General features: G+C 68.0%; 29 protein-coding genes, 1 pseudogene and 1 riboswitch. Of the genes and pseudogenes, 16 read left to right on the top strand and 14 right to left on the bottom strand.

Annotation, left to right across the window (positions count from 1 at the left end; translation table 11 throughout):
• The first annotated feature begins 82 nt into the window (after nucleotides 1–82).
• From ACNQR1_RS07640 to ACNQR1_RS07625, 4 genes are read left to right on the top strand one after another with little or no spacing between them, the layout of a single operon-like run.
• Nucleotides 83–700 carry an ECF transporter S component gene (locus tag ACNQR1_RS07640; protein ID WP_418045219.1) on the top strand — a complete coding sequence of 206 codons (618 nt, stop codon included), beginning with the start codon at nucleotides 83–85 and terminating at the stop codon, nucleotides 698–700.
• A complete protein-coding gene (locus ACNQR1_RS07635) occupies nucleotides 697–2,199 on the top strand; it encodes an ABC transporter ATP-binding protein (RefSeq protein WP_418045217.1) in 1,503 nt (500 codons plus the stop codon). The genes ACNQR1_RS07640 and ACNQR1_RS07635 overlap by 4 nt, the downstream gene beginning before the upstream one ends.
• Complete coding sequence (locus ACNQR1_RS07630) at nucleotides 2,196–2,939, top strand: energy-coupling factor transporter transmembrane component T family protein (RefSeq protein WP_418045215.1); 744 nt, start codon at nucleotides 2,196–2,198, stop codon at nucleotides 2,937–2,939. The genes ACNQR1_RS07635 and ACNQR1_RS07630 overlap by 4 nt, the downstream gene beginning before the upstream one ends.
• Entirely contained in the window at nucleotides 2,926–3,489 is a 564-nt protein-coding gene (locus tag ACNQR1_RS07625; protein WP_418045213.1) for a hypothetical protein, read from the top strand. Before ACNQR1_RS07630 ends, ACNQR1_RS07625 begins: the two co-directional genes overlap by 14 nt.
• Here ACNQR1_RS07625 and ACNQR1_RS07620 read toward each other — a convergent pair.
• Together ACNQR1_RS07620 and ACNQR1_RS07615 are read right to left on the bottom strand one after the other, a co-directional pair.
• The gene (locus ACNQR1_RS07620) at nucleotides 3,486–5,147 is read right to left on the bottom strand and encodes a 4Fe-4S binding protein (RefSeq protein WP_418045211.1); all 1,662 of its coding nucleotides are present in this window, start codon (nucleotides 5,145–5,147) and stop codon (nucleotides 3,486–3,488) included. The genes ACNQR1_RS07625 and ACNQR1_RS07620 overlap by 4 nt on opposite strands.
• 38 nt (nucleotides 5,148–5,185) lie before the next feature.
• Nucleotides 5,186–6,202: an AurF N-oxygenase family protein gene (locus ACNQR1_RS07615; RefSeq protein WP_162490988.1), complete on the bottom strand. Its 1,017-nt coding sequence runs from the start codon at nucleotides 6,200–6,202 to the stop codon at nucleotides 5,186–5,188.
• A 122-nt stretch (nucleotides 6,203–6,324) separates the two neighbouring features.
• Here ACNQR1_RS07615 and map point away from each other — a divergent pair, with 122 nt between their 5' ends.
• The 3 genes from map to sepH all read left to right on the top strand — a co-directional run bounded on the left by map (nucleotide 6,325) and on the right by sepH (nucleotide 9,126).
• A complete protein-coding gene (map, locus tag ACNQR1_RS07610) occupies nucleotides 6,325–7,089 on the top strand; it encodes a type I methionyl aminopeptidase (protein WP_418045209.1) in 765 nt (254 codons plus the stop codon).
• Nucleotides 7,090–7,111: 22 nt separating this feature from the next.
• Complete coding sequence (serC, locus tag ACNQR1_RS07605; RefSeq protein ID WP_418045207.1) at nucleotides 7,112–8,218, top strand: phosphoserine transaminase; 1,107 nt, start codon at nucleotides 7,112–7,114, stop codon at nucleotides 8,216–8,218.
• A gap of 92 nt (nucleotides 8,219–8,310) precedes the next feature.
• Nucleotides 8,311–9,126: a septation protein SepH gene (gene sepH / locus ACNQR1_RS07600; protein ID WP_418045205.1), complete on the top strand. Its 816-nt coding sequence runs from the start codon at nucleotides 8,311–8,313 to the stop codon at nucleotides 9,124–9,126.
• Nucleotides 9,127–9,248: 122 nt separating this feature from the next.
• Here the strand turns inward: sepH and ACNQR1_RS07595 are convergent, their stop codons facing one another.
• Together ACNQR1_RS07595 and ACNQR1_RS07590 are read right to left on the bottom strand one after the other, a co-directional pair.
• Nucleotides 9,249–10,832 (bottom strand): transposase, encoded by a 1,584-nt coding sequence (locus ACNQR1_RS07595; protein ID WP_418045203.1) that lies wholly within the window; start codon nucleotides 10,830–10,832, stop codon nucleotides 9,249–9,251.
• A 143-nt stretch (nucleotides 10,833–10,975) separates the two neighbouring features.
• The gene (locus tag ACNQR1_RS07590; RefSeq protein WP_418045202.1) at nucleotides 10,976–11,926 is read right to left on the bottom strand and encodes a type IV toxin-antitoxin system AbiEi family antitoxin domain-containing protein; all 951 of its coding nucleotides are present in this window, start codon (nucleotides 11,924–11,926) and stop codon (nucleotides 10,976–10,978) included.
• A gap of 189 nt (nucleotides 11,927–12,115) precedes the next feature.
• Here ACNQR1_RS07590 and ACNQR1_RS07585 point away from each other — a divergent pair, with 189 nt between their 5' ends.
• Nucleotides 12,116–13,027, top strand: a complete 912-nt coding sequence (locus ACNQR1_RS07585) for a class I SAM-dependent methyltransferase (protein ID WP_418045200.1) — start codon at nucleotides 12,116–12,118, stop codon at nucleotides 13,025–13,027.
• A gap of 12 nt (nucleotides 13,028–13,039) precedes the next feature.
• Here the strand turns inward: ACNQR1_RS07585 and ACNQR1_RS07580 are convergent, their stop codons facing one another.
• The 3 genes from ACNQR1_RS07580 to ACNQR1_RS07570 are packed head-to-tail and all read right to left on the bottom strand — an operon-like array spanning nucleotide 13,040 to nucleotide 14,585.
• Entirely contained in the window at nucleotides 13,040–13,315 is a 276-nt protein-coding gene (locus ACNQR1_RS07580; protein ID WP_418045198.1) for a DUF2537 domain-containing protein, read from the bottom strand.
• A 20-nt stretch (nucleotides 13,316–13,335) separates the two neighbouring features.
• Nucleotides 13,336–14,157, bottom strand: coding sequence for a TrmH family RNA methyltransferase (locus ACNQR1_RS07575; RefSeq protein ID WP_418045196.1), 822 nt, complete (start codon nucleotides 14,155–14,157; stop codon nucleotides 13,336–13,338).
• Nucleotides 14,154–14,585, bottom strand: a complete 432-nt coding sequence (locus ACNQR1_RS07570; RefSeq protein ID WP_418045194.1) for a MarR family winged helix-turn-helix transcriptional regulator — start codon at nucleotides 14,583–14,585, stop codon at nucleotides 14,154–14,156. Before ACNQR1_RS07570 ends, ACNQR1_RS07575 begins: the two co-directional genes overlap by 4 nt.
• Nucleotides 14,586–14,670: 85 nt before the next feature.
• On the opposite strand from ACNQR1_RS07570, the gene ACNQR1_RS07565 reads away from it, so the two are divergent.
• Together ACNQR1_RS07565 and ACNQR1_RS07560 are read left to right on the top strand one after the other, a co-directional pair.
• Nucleotides 14,671–14,934, top strand: coding sequence for a DUF2530 domain-containing protein (locus ACNQR1_RS07565; RefSeq protein WP_418045192.1), 264 nt, complete (start codon nucleotides 14,671–14,673; stop codon nucleotides 14,932–14,934).
• A gap of 9 nt (nucleotides 14,935–14,943) precedes the next feature.
• On the top strand, nucleotides 14,944–15,396 hold the full coding sequence (locus ACNQR1_RS07560; protein WP_211155857.1) for an SRPBCC family protein: 453 nt from the start codon (nucleotides 14,944–14,946) through the stop codon (nucleotides 15,394–15,396).
• Nucleotides 15,397–15,403: 7 nt separating this feature from the next.
• On the opposite strand, the gene ACNQR1_RS07555 is transcribed toward ACNQR1_RS07560, so the two are convergent.
• Entirely contained in the window at nucleotides 15,404–16,198 is a 795-nt protein-coding gene (locus ACNQR1_RS07555) for a DUF3027 domain-containing protein (protein WP_418045190.1), read from the bottom strand.
• 141 nt (nucleotides 16,199–16,339) lie between these two features.
• Between ACNQR1_RS07555 and ACNQR1_RS07550 the strand changes: the two genes are divergently transcribed.
• Nucleotides 16,340–17,950 (top strand): MFS transporter, encoded by a 1,611-nt coding sequence (locus ACNQR1_RS07550; protein ID WP_418050310.1) that lies wholly within the window; start codon nucleotides 16,340–16,342, stop codon nucleotides 17,948–17,950.
• Nucleotides 17,947–18,459 (top strand): DUF2771 domain-containing protein, encoded by a 513-nt coding sequence (locus ACNQR1_RS07545; RefSeq protein WP_418045189.1) that lies wholly within the window; start codon nucleotides 17,947–17,949, stop codon nucleotides 18,457–18,459. Before ACNQR1_RS07550 ends, ACNQR1_RS07545 begins: the two co-directional genes overlap by 4 nt.
• On the opposite strand, the gene ACNQR1_RS07540 is transcribed toward ACNQR1_RS07545, so the two are convergent.
• Both ACNQR1_RS07540 and ACNQR1_RS07535 read right to left on the bottom strand, forming a co-directional pair.
• Nucleotides 18,456–19,478, bottom strand: a complete 1,023-nt coding sequence (locus ACNQR1_RS07540) for a glutathione S-transferase family protein (RefSeq protein WP_418045187.1) — start codon at nucleotides 19,476–19,478, stop codon at nucleotides 18,456–18,458. The genes ACNQR1_RS07545 and ACNQR1_RS07540 overlap by 4 nt on opposite strands.
• A 52-nt stretch (nucleotides 19,479–19,530) precedes the next feature.
• The gene (locus tag ACNQR1_RS07535) at nucleotides 19,531–19,941 is read right to left on the bottom strand and encodes a cold-shock protein (protein WP_064896958.1); all 411 of its coding nucleotides are present in this window, start codon (nucleotides 19,939–19,941) and stop codon (nucleotides 19,531–19,533) included.
• Nucleotides 19,942–20,103: 162 nt separating this feature from the next.
• On the opposite strand from ACNQR1_RS07535, the gene ACNQR1_RS07530 reads away from it, so the two are divergent.
• From ACNQR1_RS07530 to ACNQR1_RS07515, 4 genes and pseudogenes are all read left to right on the top strand, one after another.
• A complete protein-coding gene (locus ACNQR1_RS07530) occupies nucleotides 20,104–20,496 on the top strand; it encodes a YccF domain-containing protein (protein ID WP_418045185.1) in 393 nt (130 codons plus the stop codon).
• On the top strand, nucleotides 20,493–21,569 hold the full coding sequence (moaA, locus tag ACNQR1_RS07525) for a GTP 3',8-cyclase MoaA (RefSeq protein ID WP_418045183.1): 1,077 nt from the start codon (nucleotides 20,493–20,495) through the stop codon (nucleotides 21,567–21,569). Before ACNQR1_RS07530 ends, moaA begins: the two co-directional genes overlap by 4 nt.
• Nucleotides 21,570–21,833, top strand: coding sequence for a MoaD/ThiS family protein (locus tag ACNQR1_RS07520; RefSeq protein ID WP_418045182.1), 264 nt, complete (start codon nucleotides 21,570–21,572; stop codon nucleotides 21,831–21,833).
• A 219-nt stretch (nucleotides 21,834–22,052) separates the two neighbouring features.
• Nucleotides 22,053–22,267, top strand: a riboswitch (cyclic di-AMP (ydaO/yuaA leader).
• An 8-nt stretch (nucleotides 22,268–22,275) separates the two neighbouring features.
• Nucleotides 22,276–23,068, top strand: a pseudogene (locus ACNQR1_RS07515) (transglycosylase family protein).
• Nucleotides 23,069–23,071: 3 nt separating this feature from the next.
• On the opposite strand, the gene ACNQR1_RS07510 reads toward ACNQR1_RS07515, so the two are convergent.
• From ACNQR1_RS07510 to ACNQR1_RS07495, 4 genes are read right to left on the bottom strand one after another with little or no spacing between them, the layout of a single operon-like run.
• Entirely contained in the window at nucleotides 23,072–23,500 is a 429-nt protein-coding gene (locus ACNQR1_RS07510; RefSeq protein WP_418045180.1) for a molybdenum cofactor biosynthesis protein MoaE, read from the bottom strand.
• Nucleotides 23,497–23,976, bottom strand: a complete 480-nt coding sequence (locus ACNQR1_RS07505; RefSeq protein WP_418045179.1) for a MogA/MoaB family molybdenum cofactor biosynthesis protein — start codon at nucleotides 23,974–23,976, stop codon at nucleotides 23,497–23,499. Before ACNQR1_RS07505 ends, ACNQR1_RS07510 begins: the two co-directional genes overlap by 4 nt.
• Nucleotides 23,973–24,446, bottom strand: coding sequence for a cyclic pyranopterin monophosphate synthase MoaC (gene moaC, locus ACNQR1_RS07500; protein ID WP_418045178.1), 474 nt, complete (start codon nucleotides 24,444–24,446; stop codon nucleotides 23,973–23,975). Before moaC ends, ACNQR1_RS07505 begins: the two co-directional genes overlap by 4 nt.
• A gap of 2 nt (nucleotides 24,447–24,448) precedes the next feature.
• Nucleotides 24,449–24,646: a hypothetical protein gene (locus ACNQR1_RS07495; protein WP_036447637.1), complete on the bottom strand. Its 198-nt coding sequence runs from the start codon at nucleotides 24,644–24,646 to the stop codon at nucleotides 24,449–24,451.
• Nucleotides 24,647–24,693 lie beyond the last annotated feature (47 nt).

The following is a 24,693-nucleotide window of genomic DNA, read 5'->3' as shown; positions in this document are numbered from 1 at the left end:
CCGGCATCCGAGCGGATCGGCACGGTTCATACTGAGTGCCGCACATGCCCCGCGATATGCCATGCAGGAGCAAAGGAGATCGATGAGCACCCAGCCCGCCGACACCACGCCGGCTGCCCGCGCGCTGAGCTGGCGGGTCGTGGACATCGTCGTCGCCAGCGTCCTCGCGACGGCCGCGGGGCTGGTGTTCGTCGTGTGGAATATCGCGTCCAACCCGATCGGCGCACCGCTGACGGCGCTGCTCCCCGGGCTGCAGGCCCTGCTCGCCGGGGGCTGGTTGTTCGCAGGCGTGCTCACCGCCCTGGTGATCCGCAAGCCGGGCGCCGCCCTGTACGGCGAGCTCGTCGCCGCCACGGTGTCGGCACTGGTCGGCAACCAGTGGGGTGTGCTCACCCTCGAGTCGGGTCTGGTGCAGGGCCTCGGCGCTGAACTGGTCTTCGCGGTGTTCCTGTACCGCCGTTGGGGACTGCCGGTCGCCCTGATCGCAGGTGCGGTCGCGGGGTTGGCCCTGGCCGTCAACGATCTCATCCTGTGGTACCCCGGTTCGGCGAATACCTTCGCCGTGATCTACACCGTCTCGGCCATCACCTCCGGTGCCCTCGTCGCCGGTCTGCTGTCCTGGTTCGCGGTCAGGGGTCTGGCCAAGACGGGCGCGCTGAGCCGGTTCGCATCGGGCCGGGTCGGCCCCGACGCTCGATGAGCTCACCGCACGGCACCGGGGCCACCGTCACGGCGCACAACTGGGGTTGGTGCCATGCCGGACGCGCCACCTGGGCCGTGCGCGACCTCGATCTGCGGATCGAAGCCGGCGAGCGGGTACTGCTGCTCGGTCCCTCCGGCGCCGGGAAATCGACTCTGCTGCACGGCATCGCCGGTCTGCTCGGCGGCGCGGAAGAAGGCAGGCAGACCGGGAACCTCCTGGTCGACGGCGGCACACCAGCCGATCAGCGGCACCGGATCGGGATGGTGCTGCAGGACCCCGACTCCCAGGTGATCCTGTCCCGCGTCGGCGACGACGTCGCCTTCGGTATGGAGAACTTCGGTGTCGAGCGCGACCAGATCTGGCCCCGCGTCCGCGTCGCGCTGGCCGCTGTCGGACTGAATCTCGGCTTGTCCCAATCCACTTCGGAGCTGTCCGGCGGACAGAAACAACGCCTCGCGCTGGCCGGGGTGATCGCCATGAACCCTGGGCTGATCCTGCTAGACGAACCCACGGCCAACCTCGATCCCGCGGGCGTCATCGAGGTACGGGACGCCGTTGCCGAGTCGGCCGCACGGACCGGTGCGACGCTGATCGTCATCGAGCACCGCACAGAGATATGGCTGCCGGTCATCGACCGGGTCATCGTGCTGGGCGCAGACGGTGCGGTGATCGCCGACGGAACGCCGGACCAGACCATCCGGCGCAACCACGACTACCTGGTCCGATCGGGTGTCTGGGTACCCGACACCCCGCTGCCCGAGATCGTCCGCGACCGGTCACGCTCGTCCGAATCCTTGCTGTACGCAGCAGATCTGGCCCTGGCACACCCGGGCGATCCGCCCATGCACATCGGTTTGAACTTCGAGATCGACGCCGGCTCGACAACTGTGATCACCGGCCCCAACGGAGCGGGCAAGTCGACACTGGCGCTCACCATCGGCGGCCTGTTGCCCGCGCCCGCAGGCCGCCTCGAGGCACACGCCGACTTCTCGCCCTCGCCGTCGCGCCGGCAACCCGTCAAGTGGCGGTCGAAAGAACTGCTCACCCGGATCGGCAGCGTGTTCCAGGATCCCGAGCACCAGTTCCTGGCCGGCACGGTACGCGACGAACTCGCGCTGGGACCCAAGGCGATCAAGCTCGGCGCCGCCGAGATCACGGCACGCACCGACCAACTCATGGAACGCCTGCACCTGACCCACCTCGCCGCGGTGAACCCCTACACGCTGTCCGGCGGCGAGAAGCGCCGACTGTCGGTCGCCACCATGCTGGCCACCGCACCCAGGGTGATCATCCTCGACGAGCCCACCTTCGGGCAGGACCGCCGCACCTGGGAGGAACTGACCCGCCTGCTGGCCGAGATCGCCGATGCCGGAACGGCCGTCGTCGCAGCCACCCACGATCTCGACTTCGCCGCCGTGCTCGCCGACGCCCGGATCGAGCTGCCGGACTGGGAGCCCACCACAGGGACCGAGCCCACCCCGGGAACGACGGCATGATCAATCCGGTCGCGCGACTGCTCACCGCCCTGATCATCGCGGGCGCCCTGGTGCTCTCGGTGGACTGGGTATCGGCGCTGACGGCGCTGATCGGTGAGATCGTGCTGTTCGCTCTTGTCGGTGTGAAGCTGCGCGCGGCGCTGATCCGCGGTGCCGTGGTCCTCGTCGCTGCCGCACTCACCGCAGTCACCATCCTGCTCTACGGGCAGACCAGCGGAACCGTGTACTGGCACTTCTTCCTCGTCACGGTCAGCGACGGGTCGATCGCGCTGGCGCTTGCCACTTTTCTTCGCGTGCTGGCCATCGCGCTGCCCTCGGTCATCCTGTTCATCGACGTCGAATCGACCGAGTTGGCAGACGGTTTGGGCCAGGTGCTGCGGCTGCCGGCCCGGTTCGTCATCGGGGCACTGGCGGGCCTGCGGATGGTCGGGCTGCTCGGGCAGGACTGGCAGTACCTGGGCTACGCCCGGCGAGCCCGCGGCGTGGCCGATCACGCCAGGGTGCGGCGGATCGCGGGGCAGGCGTTCGCCCTGCTGGTGTTCGCCGTACGGCGCGGATCGAAGCTTGCCACCGCGATGGAAGCGCGCGGGTTCGGCGCCTATCCGCAGCGCACCTGGGCCCGTCCATCCCCCTTTGGTGCACGCGAATTCGCCCTGATCGCCGCGGGATTCGTCATCGCGGCAACCGCCATCACGGTGTCGGTGGCATGCGGGACATGGAACTTCATTGGCACTAGATGACATCCTGCGCCGCCTCGGAGCGGGCGCGACGACGGTCCTGATCGACGGGCGCTCCGGATCAGGCAAGTCGACGCTGGCGATCGAGCTGCACAACGACTGGACCGGCAGCATCGTCGTCCGGCTCGACGACATCTACCCGGGCTGGGACGGACTGCACTGGGCCGCAGATCATCTGCAGCGATCGCTGCTCGAGCCGCGGGCCGCGGGCCGCACCGGGCGCTGGCGCCAGTGGGATTGGGCGACGGACGCGCCCAGCGACTGGCACGCGATAGAACCGGGACGACGCCTCATCGTCGAGGGCATCGGCGCGCTCACCCCGGCCACCCGGGCGCTGGCAGACCTGGGCATCTGGGTCGACGCCGACGACGCCGAGCGCAAGCGCCGGGCGCTGGAGCGCGACGGCGACACCTACCGACCGCACTGGGACCGGTGGGCCGCCCAGGAGGACGAGTTCATCAACCGGTACCAGCCGAGGGCGTGCGCCGATCTGATCGCGCTACCCACCGCACGCGGATTCGAGTTCGCTGTGCCCGGTCCGAGCGCCGGTTAGCCGAGCAAGCCGGCCAGAACCCGCTGCCGCACTGTCGGTTTCGGCGCAGTGGCGGCGACGGCGATCATCTCGTCGACCGAGGTGAACTTGTCGCGCGGCCGGTCCTCGCCGCCGCGGGCGATTTCGGCGGCGTCGATGGCCTGCCATCCGGCGGCATCCACCATGGCGGGCTGGCGCGTGTGCACCAGCTTCTCCAAGGCGGCCGGCTTGTGCACCGGACCGGTGAGCACGCCGGCGTTGTAATCGTCGACCAACTGTTGCACGGTCTGCGCCGCACACGACTTGTTGGTGCCGATGAAGCCCGTGGGCCCGCGCTTGATCCAGCCGGCCACATACGCGCCGGCCGTGCCGCGCACCCGCCCGCCGTCGTTCGGCACGACAGCAGCGTCGTCGTCGAACGGAAGATCGGCAATTGCCTTGCCGCGGTATCCGATCGAGGTCAGCACAAGCCCGGCGTCGAGCGTGCGTACCTCATCCGTCCCGGTCAGGCCGAACTCGATACCGCTCACCTTGTCCTCGCCGAGGACGCGCTGCGGCGTGAGCCGGTAGGCGAGCCGGATCCGCGGCCGGGTCAGCGGGGCGGAGGCATTACCCAGCTTGGTCAGGATCTCCAGCTTGTTGCGGGTCAGCGGATCTGTCTCGCGGGCCAGATCCGCTACCACCAGCTGATGGTCAGCCTCATCGAGCACGACATCGCAGGTGGCGGTCAGACCGATCAGCTCGGGCAAGGTGAAGGCCGACTCCGCGGGCCCGCGGCGGGCCGCGATCACCACTTCGGAGACCTTCGACGTGCGCAGGGCCGCCAGCGCATGATCGGAGATATCGGTGCGGGCCAATACGTCCGGATCGGTGGTGAGCACCCGGGCCACGTCGAATGCGACGTTGCCGTTGCCGACGATGACGACCCGCTCATGGCTGAGGTCCACCGGCAGATCGGTGAACTCGGGGTGCCCGTTGATCCAGGCCACCATCTCGGTCGCCGTCCCTGTGCCGGCCAGCCCCATGCCCTCGATGTCGAGCCGACGGTCGTTGGGCGCACCCACCGCGTACAGCACGGCGTGGTGATGCTCCAGCAGGTCGGCATGCGACAGGTGCTTGCCTACCTCGACGTTGAGGAAGAATCTAAAACCGGGCAGCCCGGCGATCGTGTCGAACAGCTGGGTGACCTGCTTGGTGCTCTGATGGTCCGGTGCGACACCGGCCCGCACCAGCCCGTAGGGCGTCGGCAGCTTCTCGAAGACATTGACCCGCACGCCGCGCTGGGTCAGCAGCTCATCGGCCGCGTACATGGCGGCCGGGCCGGAGCCCACGATCGCCACCGTCAACGGCCCGCCGGAATGCGCGGTCACCTTCGGTGCCGCGATCACCGGCGCCAGCTTGGACGTCGGTGGCAGCTTGCCTTCCCGCTTCGGGTAGAAGGCGGCGTTGAGCTCGATGAACGGCAGCTGCTTGTCGGTCAGCTTGGTGTCGGCTGCGATCGCACCGACCGGGCATGCGCTCACGCACGCACCGCAGTCCACACACGCTTCGGGATCGATGTAGAGCATCTCGGCTGTCGCGAAACCCGGCTCATCCGGTGACGGATGGATGCAGTTCACCGGGCACGCGTAGACACAGGACCCGTCGCTACAACACGACTGGGTGATCACGTGGGGCATTTGGAACCTCTACAGACCTTGCGCTTTCCGGGCGAGCTTCAGGCGACCGAGACCAGGTGCTCGCGCTGTGGCTCGCTACGGTAGCGGCTCGGCTGGCCGTCGATCTTGCAGATCCGCCACATCAGCTTGGCGATCGGGTTCATCAGGCCGGTGTCGTGGCACAGCATGCGGACATCGCCGAACATGTCCCGCAGCATCTTGCGCGACTCCGGAGAACGGAAGAACAACTCCTTGCGCACCGAGCGCGGGATGTCGAATTCCTTCCAGAACGCGCGCGGCGGCACGATGATCGCCGAGCACAGGATGCGCATGGTCAGCGGCACGAACAGCGACAGGATCCAGCGCTGGCGGCGACGCAGGTTCGGCACCCGCTTGTGCAGGTACTGGTGCGCGAACGAGATGTGGCGGGCCTCCTCGGCGACGTGAATCGCCATGACCCGTTCCATGATCGGGTGCAGGGCCTTGCCCTCGCGCAGCACGTTCTTCTGCGTGTGGTCGATGGGCTCCTCGCCGGCGAGGACGCCGAAGAAGAACGGGATCGGCAGCGGGCCGGCAGCCAGCGGGATCAGCGGCTGCAGCCACTTGAGCAGTCGCGGCATGCCCGGCACGTCCATGCCGATGCGGTTCACCATCTCCTGGAACATCAGGGTGTGGTTGCACTCCTCGACGGATTCGTGCAGGCAGTACCGGTACTCCGGCGAACCGTTGGGCACCCAGAACGAGTACTCCATCAGGCCGCGGATCAGGATGTTCTCGAAGTGCAGGCCGACCTTGGCGACGTTGGCCTGGCGCCACATGCCGATCTCGATCTGCCGCTCGACCGGCTGCGCCTGGTACCACGCGTGCCCACCCATCGGGTCGGTCGCCGGCAGGATCCAGCGCGGATCGTTCGGGATCACCGCGAACTCAGGCGAGTCCCACTCGATGTCCTTGTACGGGTTGAAGTTGCGTCGCACCGATCCCTCGGACAGCGTCGCGAGCATGTCGGTGTACTGAATGTCGTCGCTGACGTCCATGTTCTTGCGCCAGCGCCTGACCATCTTGGTCCGAGCCATGTTGCAGACCTCTCTATACTTGTCTGAGGTTTACATCTACCCACTTGTTGTACAAACGGTACCGCAGGTATCGAGTAAAAGTCCATGCCTGATTCGAAAAGTTTGCCGACAGGTAGCCGCCCGTGGTCAATCTAAAGACCGAAGCCCAGGTGGAAGCCATGGCCGCAGCCGGAGCTGTGGTGGCCGACACACTGCGCACGCTTGCTACTCGGGGCACCGCAGGCCACACCACAGCCGATTTGGACCGGATCGCCGCCGAAATCCTGGCCTCGCATGGTGCCTCCTCGCCGTTCCTGAACTACCACCCGCGCTGGGCTCCCAAACCCTTCCCCGCAGTGCTGTGCGTGAGCGTCAACGACGCGGTGGTGCACGGCATCCCCGACGACACCGTCCTCGCCGAGGGCGACCTGGTCTCGGTCGATTTCGGGGCAATCCTGGACGGCTGGTGCGGCGACGCCGCCCGCAGCTTCGTCATCGGCACACCGACCGCGGCCGACGCCGCATTGATCGAGGCGACCGATGCGGCCCTGGCCGCCGGGATCGCCGCGGCGCGACCCGGCAACACATTGGGTGACATCGGTCACGCGATCGCGTCTGTGGCCCGCGAGGCCGGATACGGCCTGCTCGCCAATCACGGCGGGCACGGCATCGGCCGCACCATGCACGAGGCGCCCCACGTCCCCAACTCCGGACGGCCCGGGGAGGGCATGACACTGCAGCCCGGGCTGGTGATCGCGATCGAACCGATGCTCATCGCCGACGGCACCACGGGCTACGTCCACGACCGCGACGGGTGGACGCTGCGAAGTGCCACCGGAGCCCGCGCCGCGCACAGCGAACACACTGTGGCCGTCACCACCGACGGCGCCCGAATTTTGACGCGGTAGCGGCCGACTTTAGGCTGGTCCCATGGCTGAACTGATCATCCCTGCCGACTTGAAGCCCCGCGACGGCCGTTTCGGATGTGGCCCCTCCAAGGTCCGCCCCGAGCAACTGACCGCGCTGGCCGCTGCCGGGGATCTGTTCGGCACGTCCCATCGGCAGGCCCCGATCAAGAACCTGGTGGGCCGCGTCCGTGACGGGCTGCGCGAACTGTTCTCGGTTCCCGACGGCTACGAGGTGATCCTGGGCAACGGCGGCTCGACCGCATTCTGGGACGCCGCGGCCTTCGGCCTGATCGACAAGAAGTCCCTGCACCTGACCTACGGCGAGTTCAGCGCCAAGTTCGCCTCGTGCGTGGCAAAGAACCCGTTCATCGGCGACCCGATCATCGTCAAGACCGACCCGGGCACCGCGCCGCAGCCCCAGTCCGACCCGTCGGTCGACGCCGTCGCCTGGGCCCACAACGAGACCTCCACCGGCGTCTCGGTGCCGGTGCAGCGTCCCGCCGGCGATGCGCTGGTGCTGATCGACGCCACCTCGGCCGCAGGCGGCCTGCCCGTCGACATCGCCGACACCGACGCGTACTACTTTGCGCCGCAGAAGAACTTCGCCGGCGACGGCGGCCTGTGGCTGGCCATCGTCAGCCCCGCGGCGCTGGCCCGCATCGAGGCGATCGGCACATCGGACCGCTGGGTGCCCGACTTCCTGTCGCTGCCCATCGCGGTGGAGAACAGCCTCAAGAACCAGACCTACAACACCCCCGCCATCGCCACGCTGATCCTGCTCGCCGAGCAGCTCGACTGGCTCAACGGCAACGGCGGGCTGGACTGGGCGGTCAAGCGCACCGCGGACTCCTCGCAAAGGCTGTACTCGTGGGCCGAGAGCACGACGTTCGCCACCCCGTTCGTCACCGACCCGGCGCTTCGCTCGCAGGTCGTCGGCACCATCGACTTCAGCGATTCGGTGGACGCCGCCGCGGTCGCCAAGGTGCTGCGCGCCAACGGGATTGTCGACACCGAGCCCTACCGGAAGCTGGGCCGCAACCAGTTGCGGATCGGCATGTTCCCGGCCGTCGAGCCCGACGACGTGAGCGCCCTGACCGGCTGCGTCGACTGGGTCGTCGAAAATCTCTGAGCGAACCTGCATCTCCGGGCGGTTCCCGTCAGCGTGTCAGCCCGGTAACGGGCCCATAACGCAGTAGGGTTCGCGCAGGAGGTTTGGTCGGTATGCGAGAACTCAGAGTCGTTGGATTGAACGTAGACGGCAGACGCATCATCTGTGAATCCGACGACTCCGCCAAGGACATGTTCAGCTTGCGTGTCGATGACCGGCTGCGCGCTGCGATGCGCGGCGACAAGGTCGCCTCGAATCAGACCGACATCGATGTAGAGGTGCAGAACGTGCTGCGACCCAAGGAGATTCAGGCAAGGATTCGTGCCGGGGCGTCGGTCGAGCAGTTGGCCACCGCAGCCGGTGTGCCTGTCGAGCGGGTCGAGCGGTTCGCTCATCCGGTGCTGCTGGAGCGTGCCAGGGCGGCCGAGCTGGCCACCGCGGCGCATCCGGTGCTCGCCGACGGTCCCTCGGTGCTGACACTGCTCGAAACCGTCACGCAGGCGATCGTGGCTCGCGGCCTGGATCCCGAATCCATCGCCTGGGACGCCTGGCGCAACGAGGACAGTCGCTGGACCGTGCAGCTGGCCTGGAAGGCCGGCCGGTCGGACAACGTCGCGCACTTCCGGTACACGCCCGGAGCCCACGGCGGCACCGTCTCCGCGTCGGACGATGGGGCCCGGCAGCTGATCAACCCCGATTTCGGCCGGCCGCTGCGCCCCGTCGCCGCCGTGCCGCACCTTTTCGACAATCACGAAGCCCACGAGGTCGCGGAGACGCCGGCCGCGGCGCCCGAGCAGTTCAGCCGGCCGGCCGAGCCCACGCCCGCGCCTGCTCCCCCGGCCGCCAAGCGCAGCCGCAAGGCCCGTCCCGCTGTTCCGGCCTGGGAGGACGTGCTGCTGGGGGTGCGCTCGTCGGGCACCCAGCCCTGATCGCTTTCTAACAGCCTGTGCTGAAGATTGCGGCCATCAGGTGGCTGTTGCATTTTCTGGGCGGCTGACGAATGGCCTGGCCTGTCATTGGATGTGGCAGGGCTTTCGGTTTCCCATGGTCTCTAGGTGGCCGGTTGTGCGTTGTGCAGGCGCAGGAGGTTGATGACGGTGGCGGCGAGGTTGAGTTCAGCGGTGACTGCCGGTAGTCCTCGGCGGGAGAATCGGCGCAGTTTGATCTGGTCTTTGAGGTGTGCGAAGACGGGTTCAACGGTGGCGCCGCGGCGTTTGTAGGCCTCAGCGTTGGCGGGGTCGCGTAGCCGGTAACGCATGGCGTCTTTGGGTGCCAGCTCTGGCGGTGGTGGCTCGTCGGTGGGATCTTCGCGGGCTTCGGTGTGCAGGTCGCGGTTCTTTCCGGGAGCGATGAGCCGTTCAGGACCTGCGGCGGTGAGGTTTTCGTCGGTGAAGTAGCCCGAGTCCATCAGGACCAGGCCAATCTGTTTTCCCAATGCGTCAGCCTGGGTGGTGGCTTCGGCGATGGCCGGCAGGTAGCAGTGGGTGTCGTTGGCGTCTTGACTGGTGTGCACGCCCAGGACGTAGTGGTCATCGGTAACGATGAACTGGGCGTTGTAGGCCTGCACCGATCCGCCGCTGTTGCCTTCGAGCATCAACCGGGAATCGGGGTCGGTGGTGTTGACCGGGTCTGCCGAGGCGCCGCGGGCCTGCGCTCGCCTGGCGCGACGATCACGTGCCTGGGCGGCTTTGCCGCGCAGGACAGGCTGGTGGCCGGCCGCGATGTCTGCCTGGACCTTGCCCAAGGCCTTTTGGGCGGCCTTGAGCTTGCCTCGGGCATCACGGCGGATCCTGGAGGCGGCGGCCCCTCCGACGCCATCGACTGCATCAATGCGGTTCTGGGCGTGTTGAATTCGTGCTTGGTGGTAGCGCACCGGATCCACGTTTTCTGGTGGCCGCCCGACCGGCCCGCCGGCCTGGACCCTAACCAGATACTGCTCGGCATCCTGGCGATCGGCGGCGTCGGCGTGCGCGTCGGCGTCGCGGCGGCGGTGCAGTTCTGCGACGGCTTTGGCGATGTTGGCTGCCCGGCCACTGCGACGGGCGAACTGCTCGGGCAGACCATCGCCGCCGCCACCTGGCCGATCGTGTTCGGCGTCTTCTGCGGCATCGACGGCCACCGCTTCGGACACGACGGTCTGCGCGATCTCGCGGCTGATCCGCTCAACCTCGCGCCCCACCGACTCCGGTGACCGGTTCGCGCCCCGCGACGCGTTCGCGGCGATCTTGCTGCCATCGATGGACACCAGCCCGACCTTGACCATCCCCGCAGCCGAACACAATGCCAGGACCTGGGCGAACAGCCCGGTGAACGCGTCGTGATGGGCGGCGCGGAACCGGGCGATCGAGGTGTGATCAGGAGCGTCCTGAGCACACAACACCCGAAACGCCACGTGATCGCTGCAGAGTCGTTCGATGCGGCGCGAGGAGCGTTCCCCGCTGGCGTAGGCATAGATCAGTAACGCCAGCAGCATGTCCGGGTCATAGGCCCGCCGGCCTGCCCGACCCAGCTTGCGATTGGCATGAAACGCCGCGGTATCCAGCTGCTCGACAACCTCGATCACAAACCAGACCAGATGATCTTCGGGCAACCAGTCGACCATGTTGGGCGGCAACAGGAACTGCTGATCACGCACCACCGGACGATACCCACGAGCCACACCCCAGTGTCTCGAGAACAGCGCCTCCAGTCACGCACCCGGCAAGGCGATTCCCCAGACACGCGATTCTGCAACAGCCACCAGGTGGCCGCAATCTTCAGCGTTTGCAGCTGTCCGCGTCAGGCCGCCAGCTCGACGCGGGTGAACTCGCAGTCCGGACCGCAGGCGTGGCCATTCACTGTGATCCCGTGTCGCTGCATTACCTGGGCGATCTTCGCGGCGGTCCGACACGGTCGGTCGAAAACCTGACGGTAGGACAGTCGGACGGTCGAACGGCCGTCGACCGCGGCGTCGAGATCACGCTCGACATCCTTGTTTCGTGCCGATGCCGTGTTGTGGAACAGCAGGCCATCGAGTTCGACCACGAGCCGTCGACCGTACTCGGCATCGCGGTAGCTCACTCCCACCGATGAGGTCGAAAGCTGCTGACGGGCGGCCCGGGGCAACCCGTGCGCCCGTTCCACGCGGTTGAGGTACCCGTGCTCCAGGACCGAGCAGCTGCCCTCGGCGATGTCGACGATCACCGCCCGCAACCAGCGTCTTCTGCGAACCCGCCGACGAGCGTCGAGGGCCAGCAGTAGACGTCGCGCGGTAGTGCGCCGCGATTGGCAAGCGTCGGCCAGCACCGCAATCGCATCGAACTCCGATATGGCCTGACATGCGACGTCAAGGGCGGCTTCTTCGAAACGCAGTCGTGGCGGGCCGACGTGCCAGAGCACCCGCTCCTGCAGATGGGTCAGGTGGTGGATGCGCACTCCGTGTGGTTCGGCCAGCACGCCCCGGCCGCGGGAGACTGCGACATGGATCACCGGACCCTGGTCGGTCAACGCCGATTCCAGGCATAACGCCGCCGGAGCCGCGTAAAGCACTGCGGCCCAGGCTCGTTGCAGCCAGGCCAGCGGTCCCGTGTGATCGACGTATACGCCGTCGTGGACCCGCGCCCACTCATTGCGCCGGAGCAACCGTCGGATGTCGTGCTGCTGCAGCCCCGCGTCCAGGGCTTGACGACGCGAAATGACCCCGGACTGCTGCCGAAGCACGTCCTCGATGTCCACACCGTCGATGCTCACCCACCGGTGTCTCCACGACCAGACCCGTTCCGCGCACCTGTGGATAACTACCTGCGCTGAAGATCTCGGCCACCCGGTGACCGCAATCTTCAGCGCTGACGTCCCGATGTGGCGCACGCGACTCTGCCGCATGCTCCAAAGTTAGTTATAGTGTCTAATAACTAGCTTTGCTATACATCTGGAGGGCTCATGCCACGCACCGAGAACGACACCTGGGATCTGGCCACCGGCGTCGGCGCCACCGCCACCGGCGTGGCCGCCTCCCGCGCCCTGGCCTCCAGTGCTGCCGACCCGCTGATCTCCGACCCGTACGCACGACCCCTGGTCGACGCCGTCGGGGTGGACTACTACATGCGCCTGGCCCAGGGTGACCTGGTCGCCGAGGGCGCCGCCGAGCCGCTCGATCCGCACGTGATCGCCGACGGCATGGCGATCCGAACCCGCTACTTCGACGACTTCTTCCTGGCCGCCGTCGAGGCGGGCATCCGTCAGGCCGTCATCCTGGCCTCGGGACTGGACGCCCGCGCCTACCGGATGCCCTGGCCGGCCGGGATGACGGTGTTCGAACTGGATCAGCCGGCGGTCATCGAGTTCAAGGGCCGAACGCTTGCCGATCTGGGCGCCGCACCGACCGCGGAACTGCACGCCATCGGCATCGACCTGCGCCAGGACTGGCCCGCCGCCCTGCGCGCCCGCGGCTTCGACCCGCAGGCGCCGACCGCATGGATCGCCGAAGGACTGCTCGGGTATCTGCCTCCCGAGGCCCAGGACCGGCTGTTCGACAACATCACCACCCTGAGCGCACCGGGCAGCCGCATCGCCACCGACTGGATGAGCGAGCACTCCGACCTCGCCGAGAGCCGGATACGGACACTGACCGACCACCAGCGCGAGCAGGGCCTGGAACTGGACGACCTGTCTGACCTGATCTTCTCGGGCGACCGCAACGCCGTCGCGGACTACCTGACCGAAACCGGCTGGCAACCCGAAACCACCACGGCCGAAAGGATGTTCGCGGTCCACGGCAGGCCGTTCCGCCGCGACGAGGCGGTCGCCGGACTGCTCGACGCCAACTACACGGCGGCAGAACTGGTGGCCTGAGCGGTAATTGGGTCAGCCCTGCGTGAGGCCGATCGCCAGCAGAGCCAGCCAGCCGCACGCCACGCCGACGCCCGACCCCAGGACGAACCAGCGCCACACCGGCCGGTGCCGCCAGCCCCACACGGTGGGGGCCAGTCCACCGACTGCCACCATGTTCAGCCCGATCGCCAGCAGCGGGTGGACACGCAGCAGCCCCACCCCGAGCACCACGATCGCCGCCCCCAGCACCACCGCCACGAAGGCCGCCACGGTCAGGCCGGTCCCCCACGGCGTGGAATCGTCGGTCACGGAGTCAATCTAACGCGATCTCAGCTCCCGAGCCGGGCACGTTCATAGAACGCCAGCGCCGCCGCCGTGGCGACGTTGAGCGAATCGGTACCGCGTGACATCGGGATGCGCACCCGCACGTCGCTGGCCCGCATGGTGTGTTCGGTCAGGCCCGGCCCCTCCGCGCCGACCAGCACCGCGACCCGGTCGCCGTCGAGCTGCGACATCGCTTCGGACAGCGTCGCCGCAGCCGGATCAGGCGTCATGGCCAGGAGCCGAAAACCGTTTTCCCGCAACAGCTCCAGATCACCGGGCCACGAGCCCGCCCGCGCGAACGGAACCAGCAGGGCATGCCCCATCGACACCCGCACCGCCCGCCGGTACAGCGGATCGGCACATCCCGCGCCGAACACCACGGCATCGACCGCGAGCCCCGCGGCGTTGCGGAAGATCGACCCGAGATTCTCGTGGTCGTTGACGCCTTCGAGCACCGCCACGGTGCGGGCCCCGGAAATCACCTGTGCCACCGACAACTCAGGTGCCCGCGAAGCCGACGCCAGCACGCCACGGTTGAGGTGGAACCCGACCACGGCGGCCATCACCTCCGCGCTGGTCCGGTAGTACGGCACGTCCACGCCCTCGAGGTCGGCAGCCAGTTCCGCCAGGCGCCGGTCGGTGCCGAGAAGTGCGCGCGGGACGAACCGGGACGCCAGTAGGCGCTGCGCCACCAGCACGCCTTCGGCGATCACCAGACCCTTGCCACTGGGTAGATCGGGCCTGCGGTCCACGCTGTTGAGATCGCGGAAGTCGTCCAATCGGGGGTCGGCCGGATCCGCTATGTCGATGACGTGCAGCAGACTCACGCGCCTTCGAGAACCATGGCCGACATCAGATCCGTCGCGGTGAGCAGGGTCTGGCGTTCATCAGGATCCAGCCGCTGGAGCTGCACCTTGAGCCACTCCTGGCTCGCCCGGCGCTCGGCCTCGACGAGGGTCATCCCGGCCGGCGAGGCGGACACGACGATCTGACGTCCGTCCACCGGATGGGCAGAGCGGGCCACCAGACCCTGCTCGGCCAGCGAGGCGATCACGCGGGTCATCGACGGAGGGCGCACCCGCTCCCGCACAGCCAGGGCGCCCGGAGTCATCGCGCCCTCCTTGGCCAAGGTGGCCAGCGCTGAGAACTGGGTCAGCGAAACCGGGGATTGCGCACGCCGCGTACGTAATTGACGAGCGAGACGGACAACCGCCAGAGCCAGATCGTTCGCGAGCCGCGCCTCCGGATCCTTCACATCGGAAATAATACTGAGGCTGCGACGGTAAAGGGCTAAAACCAAGACCAATGAATCCGCACCGTATCGGATACGTTGGTCACCGATGACCGAGGACACCAACGACACGTCGGCGCCGCAGCCGCCTGCCCTGCCCGCCGCGTTGCTGGAGCCGTGGCCCGTGATCGTCGTGATCGCCACGGGCTGGCTCATCGCCACCATCGTGGCCTTCACTGTCAGCGGTCTGCAACACTGGCGGCCGTTCACGCTCGCCGGGCTGGCGATCGGCGTACTGGGGACGACTATCTTTCTGATCCAGCGCCGTGCTGTGCGCCGTGGATCCCGCGGTGCGCAAAGCGGATTGACCTGAGGAGACACCATGGCCGCACCACTTCTGCAAGCCACCATCGACATCGACGCACCGGTCGACAAGGTGTGGGGGCTGATCTCGGACCTGAGCCGGATGCCGCAGTGGAGCCCACAGTGCCGATTCATGAAGACCCTCGGCCCGCTGCGTCCCGGTACCCGCACGTTCAATCTCAACCGGCGCAAATTCGTGTTCTGGCCCACCACGTCACGCATCACCGAGGTCGTCGACAACAAGAGGCTCGCGTTCCTGGTCGAAGGCAACAACACCGTGTGGAGCTACGAACTGGAACCGACCGCCACCGGCACCCGGGTGACCGAATCCCGGCACGCCGAGAACGGCACGACTGCGGTGTCCAACGCTCTGGTCGGCGCATTGTTCGGCGGAGTCCCGAGCTTCGAAGACGAACTCGTCGACGGGATGAACGCCTCGCTGGCGCGGATCAAGGCCGCCGCCGAGAACTGAGCCCGCCTCAGTCGGCGGTATCGAGCACACCGTCGTCGTACGGCTCGAACATCGGCGACCCGGTTCCCGGCGGTTGCGGGGTGTCCGAATGGGCCCCGCAGCCGTACTCGGCCTCGACGACGTGCCCGTCGGCAGACAGATCGTTGGCGCACACACCGAACATCAAGCCCAGCGCGCCGCCCAGCGGCAGGTAGAACCCACAGTCGCGGCAGACCCGGCGCGTCGAGCGGGCCATCGCCGAACCCGGCCCGTAATCGCCGTCGTGCCAACGCTGCGCCGCCTGCCCCCGGCCCCACTCACTGAGCACCTGGCGCCGGCCGAGGCCGAGCTCCAGGGGCGCGTCGTCGATCAGCGGATCGCCGGTGGCCACGTAACCCGGAACCAGACGAGGGTCGTTCGGCGCCGGGGCCAGCAGGTCGCCGGGCCCCAGATCGCCGGGACGGATCCGCTCGTGCCACGGCACCCACTGCGGCGCCAGCAGCGCCGTCGGCCCCGGAATCAGGACCAACTCGCTGATCGTCGCGTGATCGGCGCCCGGGTAGGCCGCCACGACGACGGCCCACTGCCAGCCTCGGTAACCAGGCAGATCGGCCAGGAACCGGTGCGTGGCGGAGGCGGCATCCTCGACGCTCACGCCGAGGTATTCGCCCACGGTGCCCTCACCGCTGAACTCGATCAACGCCGCACGGGCCTGCTCGGCGGCACCCAGCAGCAACGCCTCCTGCTCCGGCGACGTCGGCTCGGGGGCGGCTGTCGAGCCGGTGTCGGGAGTCTGCTCAGCAGATTCGGTCACGCTTTCCATCGCCTCCATAGTGCCTGATCGGGGCGACCTCGGGCCACACCGGTCGGCGGTCGGCCGCCTGCGCGCCCGATAAGAGAGAATCAGGGGGTGACCTACTACCCGCCGCGGCCGCCGGCCGATCACGGCGCGGAACATCCCGGAATGGCCAATTACCCCAGCGACGAGACGCCGCGCCGGCCACCCAGGCAATCGGTGCCCAGCTCAAACCGCTGGCTGCCGCCGCTCGATGAGCAACACACCGCCGCGTACTCGGCGCCCGACGACCCGCCGCCGTCCCGCGGGGTCGGGTCGGCAGCCGGCGAGAAGGTCACCGTCACCCGCGCTGCCGCGGCGCGCAGCCGCGAAATGGGCTCGCGGATGTACGGTTTCGTGCACCGTGCCGCCACCGCCGACGGCGCCGACAAGTCCGGGCTGACCGCACTGACCTGGCCGGTGGTGGCCAACTTCGCCGTCGACGCGGCGATGGCCGTCGCGCTGGCCAACACGTTGTTCTTCGCCGCGGCCAGCGGCGAGTCCAAGGGCAAGGTCGCGCTTTACCTGCTGATCACCATCGCTCCGTTCGCGGTGATCGCCCCGCTGATCGGGCCGGCGCTGGACCGCCTGCAGCACGGCCGCCGGATGGCGCTGGCCGCCTCGTTCGCGTTGCGCACGGTGCTGATCGTGGTGCTGATCGCCAATTACGACGGCGCCACCGGAAGCTATCCGTCCTGGGTGCTCTACCCGTGCGCGCTCGGCATGATGGTGCTGTCCAAATCCTTCTCGGTGCTCCGCAGCGCGGTCACCCCGCGCGTGCTGCCGCCGTCGATCGACCTGGTCCGGGTGAACTCCCGGTTGACCACCTTCGGCCTGCTCGGCGGCACCGTCGTCGGCGGCGGTATCGCCGCAGGCGCCGAATATCTGTTCAACGTGGCGCAGCTGCCCGGCGCGCTGTACGTGGTCGTCGCGGTCAGCGTCGCCGGTGCGGTGCTGTCGATGCGCATCCCCAAGTGGGTCGAGGTCACCGAGGGCGAGGTGCCCACCACCCTGAGCTACCACGGCCAATCGGGCGGCCCGGGCGAGCTGCGCCGGCACCCCGGAAAGCCCAAGGCCGAACGTCAGCCGTTGGGCCGCAACACCATCACCGCCCTGTGGGGCAACTGCACCATCAAGGTGATGGTCGGATTCCTGTTCCTCTACCCCGCGTTCGTCGCCAAGTCCCACGATGCCAGCGGCTGGGAACAGCTGCTGATCCTCGGACTCATCGGGGCCGCGGCCGGGATCGGCAACTTCGGCGGCAACATCGCCGCGGCCCGGCTCAAACTCGGCCACCCCGCGCAGCTGGTCGTGCGGGCCGCCGCCGCCGTCACCGCCGTCGCGCTGGCCACCGCCTTGACCGGCAACCTGCTGGTGGCTGCCGGGGCGACACTGGTCACCTCCGGCGCCAGCGCCATCGCGAAGGCCTCACTGGACGCATCCCTTCAAGACGACCTGCCCGAGGCCTCGCGGGCCTCGGCGTTCGGCCGCTCGGAATCGGTGCTGCAGCTGGCCTGGGTGGCCGGCGGCGCCACCGGGGTGCTGATCTATACAGACCTCACAGTCGGGTTCACTACGATCACGGCCGTGCTGATACTGGGCCTGGCGCAGACCATCGTGAGCTATCGCGGCGAATCGCTGATTCCCGGACTGGGCGGTAACCGCCCGGTCCACGCCGCACGAGAAGGCGGCAGCTGTCCCTCGACAGCACCGACGACAGCACAGTGGGAGTCCCGATGAAACGCGCCCTGGCGGCCCTGGCGGCCGTGGTCGTGCTGGCGATCGCCGGCACCACGGTCGGAGTCTGGCGGTTGCACAGTTCGCACGGCGACCAGCTGCCGGAGATCAGCGCGTACTCGCACGGGCATTCGGTGCGGGTCGGGCCGTTCCAGTATTGCGAAGTGCTCAACCTCGACGACTGCAAGGAACCGCGCGATGCGGGCGAACTGCGGGTCACAAAGGAAAGTCCGGTCCAGCTCTCGGTGCCGAGTTCGGTCGCCCGGGCACCGTGGCGGCTGCTGCGGGTGTACGAGAACCCGATCGACACGACGGTGACGTACTACGCACCCAAGACGACGCTGGCCGTCACCATCCCCACGGTCGACCCCAACCGGGGCCGGCTCACCGGGCTGGCGGTCCAGATGCTGACCCTGGTACAGGACCAGGACGGCCAAGAGTTCGCGCTACCCCACGCCGAGTGGTCCGTCAGCACGGTCTGGCCGGACCGCACCGGGGCGGACGCGCGCTAACCCGCCGAGTGCCCGGCAGGCACCCGCTCACCCTCGGGCGTCGGCCCGGGCGGAGTTCCGTCGCCGAAAGGCCTGCCGCCCAAGGATTCCCGACCGTGGGGCGTCAGCCAGTTGGCCAGGTCCGGCCCCTTGGGCACGATCTGCGTCGGATTGATGTCCGAATGCACGATGTAGTAGTGCTGCTTGATCTGGACGAAGTCGATGGTGTCACCGAAGCCGGGCGTCTGGAACAGATCCCGCGCGTACGCCCACAACACGTCCATCTCGGCGAGCTTGGCCCGGTTGCACTTGAAATGGCCGTGATAGACCGGGTCGAACCGGGCGAGCGTGGTGAACAGCCGGACGTCGGCCTCGGTGATGGTGTCGCCCACCAGATAACGCTGGGAGCTCAGCCGGTCGGTCAGCCAGTCCAGCGCGGTGAACAGCCGGTCGTAGGCGGCGTCGTAAGCCTGTTGTGAGCCCGCGAATCCGCAGCGGTACACCCCGTTGTTGACCTCGGTGTAGATCCGCTTGGCCACCTCGTCGATCTCCGCGCGCAGCGGCTCGGGATACAGCTGCGGGGCCCCCTCGCGCTGATACGCGGTCCACTCGGTGGAGAAGTCCAGCGTCATCTGGGCGAAGTCGTTGGTCACCACCGCACCCGTGGCCACCTCGACGATGACGGGCACGGTGATGCCCTTCGGGTAGTCGGGGTCACGCTTGAAATACGCGTCCTGCAACCGCGGGATCTTGAGCACCGGGTCGAGCCCGCCGGGGTCGAGGTCGAACGTCCAGCTGCGCGCATCGTGCGTCGGGCCGCAAAAACCAATCGACAGAACGCTTTCCAGGCCCAGCAGGCGTCGCACGATGATCGTGCGGTTGGCCCACGGGCAGGCACGCGCGACGATCAGCCGGTACCGGCCTGCCTCGACGGGATAGCCGTCACGTCCATCTGCCGTGATGCGGGTGGTGATGTAGTTCGTGTCGCGGTTGAACTCACCGGAGGTGGACTTGTCGGCGACGTAGGTGCCCTGAGCCATACCTACATACTGGCCCCACGGTGCGCCGAGCAACACCCGGCGAACCAGAAGATCAGGCGTCGAGCTCCTGCGCGACGGCCTTGACCACCTCGGACACCCGGCGCGCGACCTTACGGTCGGGGTAGCGCCCCTTGCGCAGCTCGGGCTGCACGATGTCTTCGAGCAGCGTGATCATGTCCGAAACCATGCCGTGCAGCTCATCGGGAGTGTGCTTGTGCTCGGGACGCTCGGCCTCGCGCCGGGAGCGGCTCAGGCTCGGCGGCGGGTCGATCAGCTTGAGGCTCAACGCCTGCGGGCCACGACGACCGGCAGCCACGCCGAACTCGACACGTTGACCGGCCTTGAGGCCTTCGACACCCGCGGGCAACGCCGAGGACCGCACATAGACGTCCTCACCGTCCTCCTGGGACACAAAGCCGAAGCCCTTTTCGGCGTCGTACCACTTCACCTTGCCGGTCGGCACTGCACTCACCCGCTCGTCTTGTCAGAACTACCTACACACATAAAGCTCGCGTCCCGTCAGCGCCGGGACGCGATGGAGCGATCTTACTCGGCCCTGCCCGGGTGCTTCACCCCTATTACTCGGTAGGCTGGGAACCACCTCTGGAAGAGAGATGCGCCGGTAATGCGAGTGGTACTGAACATCATCTGGTTGATCTTCGGCGGCCTGTGGCTGGCGCTGGGTTACCTGCTGGCCGCACTGATCTGTTTCGTGCTGATCATCACCATCCCGTTCGGGTTCGCCTCGCTGCGCATCGCGTCCTACGCGCTGTGGCCGTTCGGCCGGACCATCGTGGACAAGCCGGGTACCCGGCCCGGCGCCCTGGTCGGCAACATCATCTGGATCATCCTGTTCGGCTGGTGGCTGGCGCTCGGGCATCTGATCAGCGCGGTGGCCATGGCCGTCACCATCGTCGGAATCCCGCTGGCGCTGGCCGATCTCAAGATGATCCCGGTCTCGCTGGTCCCGCTGGGCAAGGACATCGTCCCGGTCGACTCACTGAAGGCCCCGGTATGACGCTGACCCCGCTCGGGTTGCCCGCGGTACATCGATCCGGTGCCCCGTCTCTGGATCCGGCCCCGGCGACCGGTCCACTCGTCGACACCTACGGCCGCGTCGCCACCGACCTGCGGGTGTCACTCACCGACAAGTGCAATCTGCGGTGTACCTACTGCATGCCTGCCGAGGGTCTGGACTGGCTGCCCGGGGATGCGCTGCTCAGCACCGCCGAACTGAGCCGGTTGTTGCGCATCGCCGTCACCCGGCTCGGGATCACCAGTGTGCGGTTCACCGGTGGCGAGCCCTTGGTCACGCGCCACCTCGAGGATGTGGTCGCCGCAGCCGCAGCACTGCGCCCGCGGCCGGAGATCACCCTGACCACCAACGGCATCGGGCTGGACCGACGTGCCGCGGGCCTCAAGCAGGCGGGCCTGGACCGGATCAACGTGTCGCTGGACAGCGTCGACGCAGCCCACTTCGCCCGGATCACGCGCCGGGACCGGCTTGCCGACGTGCTCGACGGCCTGGCGGCCGCCAAGGCGGCCGGACTGGAGCCGGTAAAGGTCAACGCGGTACTCGACCCGGTTTCAGGTCTCGACGACGTGGTGGACCTGCTGGGCTACTGCCTGGATCACGGCTACCAGCTGCGGATCATCGAGCAGATGCCGCTGGACGCCGGACACACCTGGCAGCGGGGCAGGGTGATCGACTCCGAGGCCATCCTGGGCACGCTGGGCCGCCACTTCGACCTGCATCCCGACCCGAAGCCGCGCGGCTCGGCGCCGGCCGAGCTCTGGCAGGTCGCCGCGAGCACGGATCACCCCGCGGGCACCGTCGGAGTGATCGCCTCGGTGTCACATGCGTTCTGTTCGGACTGTGACCGCACCAGGCTGACGGCCGACGGTCAGGTCCGCAGCTGCCTGTTCTCCACCGAGGAGAGCGATCTGCGCGCGCTGCTGCGTGGCGGCGCCGACGATGCCGCCATCGAAACTGCATGGCGAACTGCAATGTGGGCAAAGCCCGCGGGGCACGGGATCAACGACCCGGATTTCGTGCAGCCCGTCCGGCCGATGAGCGCGATCGGCGGCTAGATGACAGGGCGCACCGTGGCCGTGACGGTCCGCTATTTCGCCGCTGCGGCGGCTGCGGCCGGAGTTGATACGGAAACGTTAGATTTGGCCGAGGATTCGACGATCGCGACGCTCGTCGAGCATCTCAGCGGTCGCGACGCGGAGCTCGCGCGCGTGCTTAAGCGCTGCTCATACCTGTCGGACGGGATGGCCGTGCGCGATATGAACAAGGCGATTTCAACGTCACAAACCATTGATGTGTTACCGCCATTCGCCGGCGGCTAACGTGATTTGCATCACATAACGAAATGGTCACGAGCTGGCTACAGCAGGGTGGAGCGCCGCGTCCACCTGCGACAACGCAGAAATAACCTGCACCTTTAAACAACTTTTAGAGTTTGCTCAGAGCCAAAACGCCCGAGGCCGCTAAAGGTGACGGGATTGCGGGGAGCCGTTAACGTTCATTCCCAAGTCAACCGACCCTAATCAGTTGACCCACCTCCTACCGGTAGCGCCGAGCTCCATCCATCGGGCAGAGGTTCACAACGAACAAACAAGGATGGAGGCGGGGGACCCAACCGGTCCACCGATTTACTTCAGGACCAGGAGCCGCTTGCGGCCCCTTGGGGTGAAGCCGTCGCCGTTTCGACGACGCCGGCCGGGTGACCTCTCCCACCCGAACCCGACAGCTGACCTCGTGGGCGCCTACGAGAGGACCTTCACGCTTATGAGTGGACGGCATCGCAAGCCCGCTTCCTCGTCTTCAGCAAAGAATGTCGCCAAGATCGCCTTCACCGGAGCTGTGCTCGGTGGTAGCGGCCTCGCACTGGCCGGTCAGGCCATGGCCGCCACCGATGGCGAGTGGGACCAGGTAGCCCGCTGCGAGTCCGGTGGCAACTGGGCAATCAACACCGGCAACGGCTACCACGGCGGCCTGCAGTTCTCCCCCAGCACGTGGTCCTCCCACGGCGGCGGCGAGTACGCACCCAGCGCCTTCCTGGCCACCAAGGAACAACAGATCGCCGTCGCCGAGCGCGTTCTCGCCGGCCAGGGCAAGGGCGCTTGGCCCGTCTGCGGCCGCGGCCTCTTCGAGCGCCACCCCGCGCAACGTGGTCAACGAGCCCGCTCCGGCCGCCCCGCTGGATGCGCCCGCGGTCAACGGTGAACTGCCGCCCGCCCCCGATGCTCCGGCTCCTGACGCGCCGCCCGCCGATGCGATGGCCGCACCGCTCCCCGACGCCGCCCCGCCGGCTCCCGAAGCGCTGCCGCCGGCCCCCGAGGCGCCCGCCCCGGCCCCCGAGGCCGCCCCGATGGACGCCGCGCTGGCCCCGGCCCCCGAGTCCGCCCCGATCACCGACGCTGCACTGCAGGTGCCCGCTCCCGAGGCTCCCGCGCCCGCCCCTGAGGCCCCGGCTCCTGACGCGGCTCCCGCCCCTGCGCAGCCGGTCAGCTACGTCGCTCAGATCCAGCAGGCCATCGAGAATCAGGGCCTCGACGGCAACATCGTCATCAACGGCTGAGTTTCAGGCCGAACCGACCCACTCGTCGGTGCCGTCGGAGAAGTACTGGTGCTTCCACACCGGTAGCCGCTCTTTGACGGTGTCGACGAGGCGGGCACAGGTTTCGAACGCCGCCCCGCGGTGGTCCGCTGCCACAGCGGCCACCAGGGCGGCGTCTCCTATTTGTAGGGTGCCGATGCGGTGGCTGACCGCGATCGCACGTACCCCGGAGGCCTGCGCGGCCACCTCGGCGGCCACCTCTTGCAAGGTCTGAAGGGCATCGGGATGCGCGGAGTAGTCGAGCCGGGTGACCGAGCGGCCGCCGTCGTGATCGCGCACCACCCCGGAGAACCCGACCACCGCTCCGGCTGCCTCGTGTGCCACCAGGGCCTCGTATTCGGTCAGCGAGATCGGTGTCTCGGTCAATTCGACCCGTACGACGGATGCGCTCACCGGGAGTGGTCCTTTCCGCTCAGCTGGTCCAACGCGTGCTCCAGCACGCCGGCCAGCACACCCAGCCCGTCCTTGACCCCGCCCGGTGATCCGGGGAGGTTGACGATCAGGGTGCGCCCGGCGACGCCGCAGACGCCGCGGGACAGCACCGCGGTGGGCACCTTGTGCGCGCCGGCTCGCCGGATGGCATCGGACAGCCCGGGAATCTGATAGTCGAGTACCGACATGGTGGATTCCGGCGTCGCATCGGTGGGTGAGATGCCGGTGCCGCCGGAGGTGATGATCAGGTCGACCCGCTCGGCCAGGGCGGCGCGCAGTGCGTCACCGACCGCGTGCCCGTCGGCGACCACCATCTGCTCGGTGACGTCGTATCCGCGATCGGAGAGCCAGCCGACGATGAGGGGGCCGGTCCGGTCGTCGTACACCCCTGCCGCGGCACGGGTGGAGGCGATGATGACCCGCGCCGAACGTGTCACTGCGTAGTTCTTTCCCACAATCCCGTTTTACCGCCTTCTTTGCGCACCACCTTGATGTCGTCGATGCGCGCGGCTGGGTCGACGGCCTTGATCATGTCGTACAAGGTCAGCGCGGCGACGCTCACCGCGGTCAGGGCCTCCATCTCGACCCCGGTGCGGTCGGTGCTGCGCACGGTGGCGGTGATGGCCACCGCGGCCTCGCGGGCGTCGAAATCCACGTCGACGCCGGTCAGCGCCAATTGATGGCACAGCGGGATGAGATCGGGGGTCCGCTTGGCGGCCATGATTCCGGCCACCCGCGCGGTGGCCAGGGCGTCACCCTTGGGCAGGCCGCCCGAAGCGATGAGGGCCACCACGTCCGGCCGCGTGTGCAGGACACCCACGGCCAGCGCGGTGCGCAAGGTGGCGTCCTTGGCCGAGACGTCGACCATGTGTGCCGCGCCGGACTCGTCGAGGTGCGACAGTCCCACTGTTACCTGTTGACGACGGTGGCCGACTGGATGAAGGGCAGCTCTTCGGCCGGCAATGGAAAGGTCACATCGCCGAACGGCGACAGTGCGCCGGTGCGGTCGGTGGCGAGCTCACTCACGGCGTGATCATCGCCGTCGGAGAGCACGGGCCAGCCGTTGTCGACGTAATGGTTCTTCTTGTTGTCAGCCACGCTCCACATTGTGGCAGGCGCCCGCGCCGGAGGCGAGACCGGCGGGGCAGGAGCGC

Source organism: Mycobacterium sp. 48b (genome assembly GCF_048282725.1).
Classification (GTDB): domain Bacteria; phylum Actinomycetota; class Actinomycetes; order Mycobacteriales; family Mycobacteriaceae; genus Mycobacterium.
Note: the sequence above shows the minus strand (reverse complement) of the source record. Positions and strands in the feature narration are given on the sequence as shown.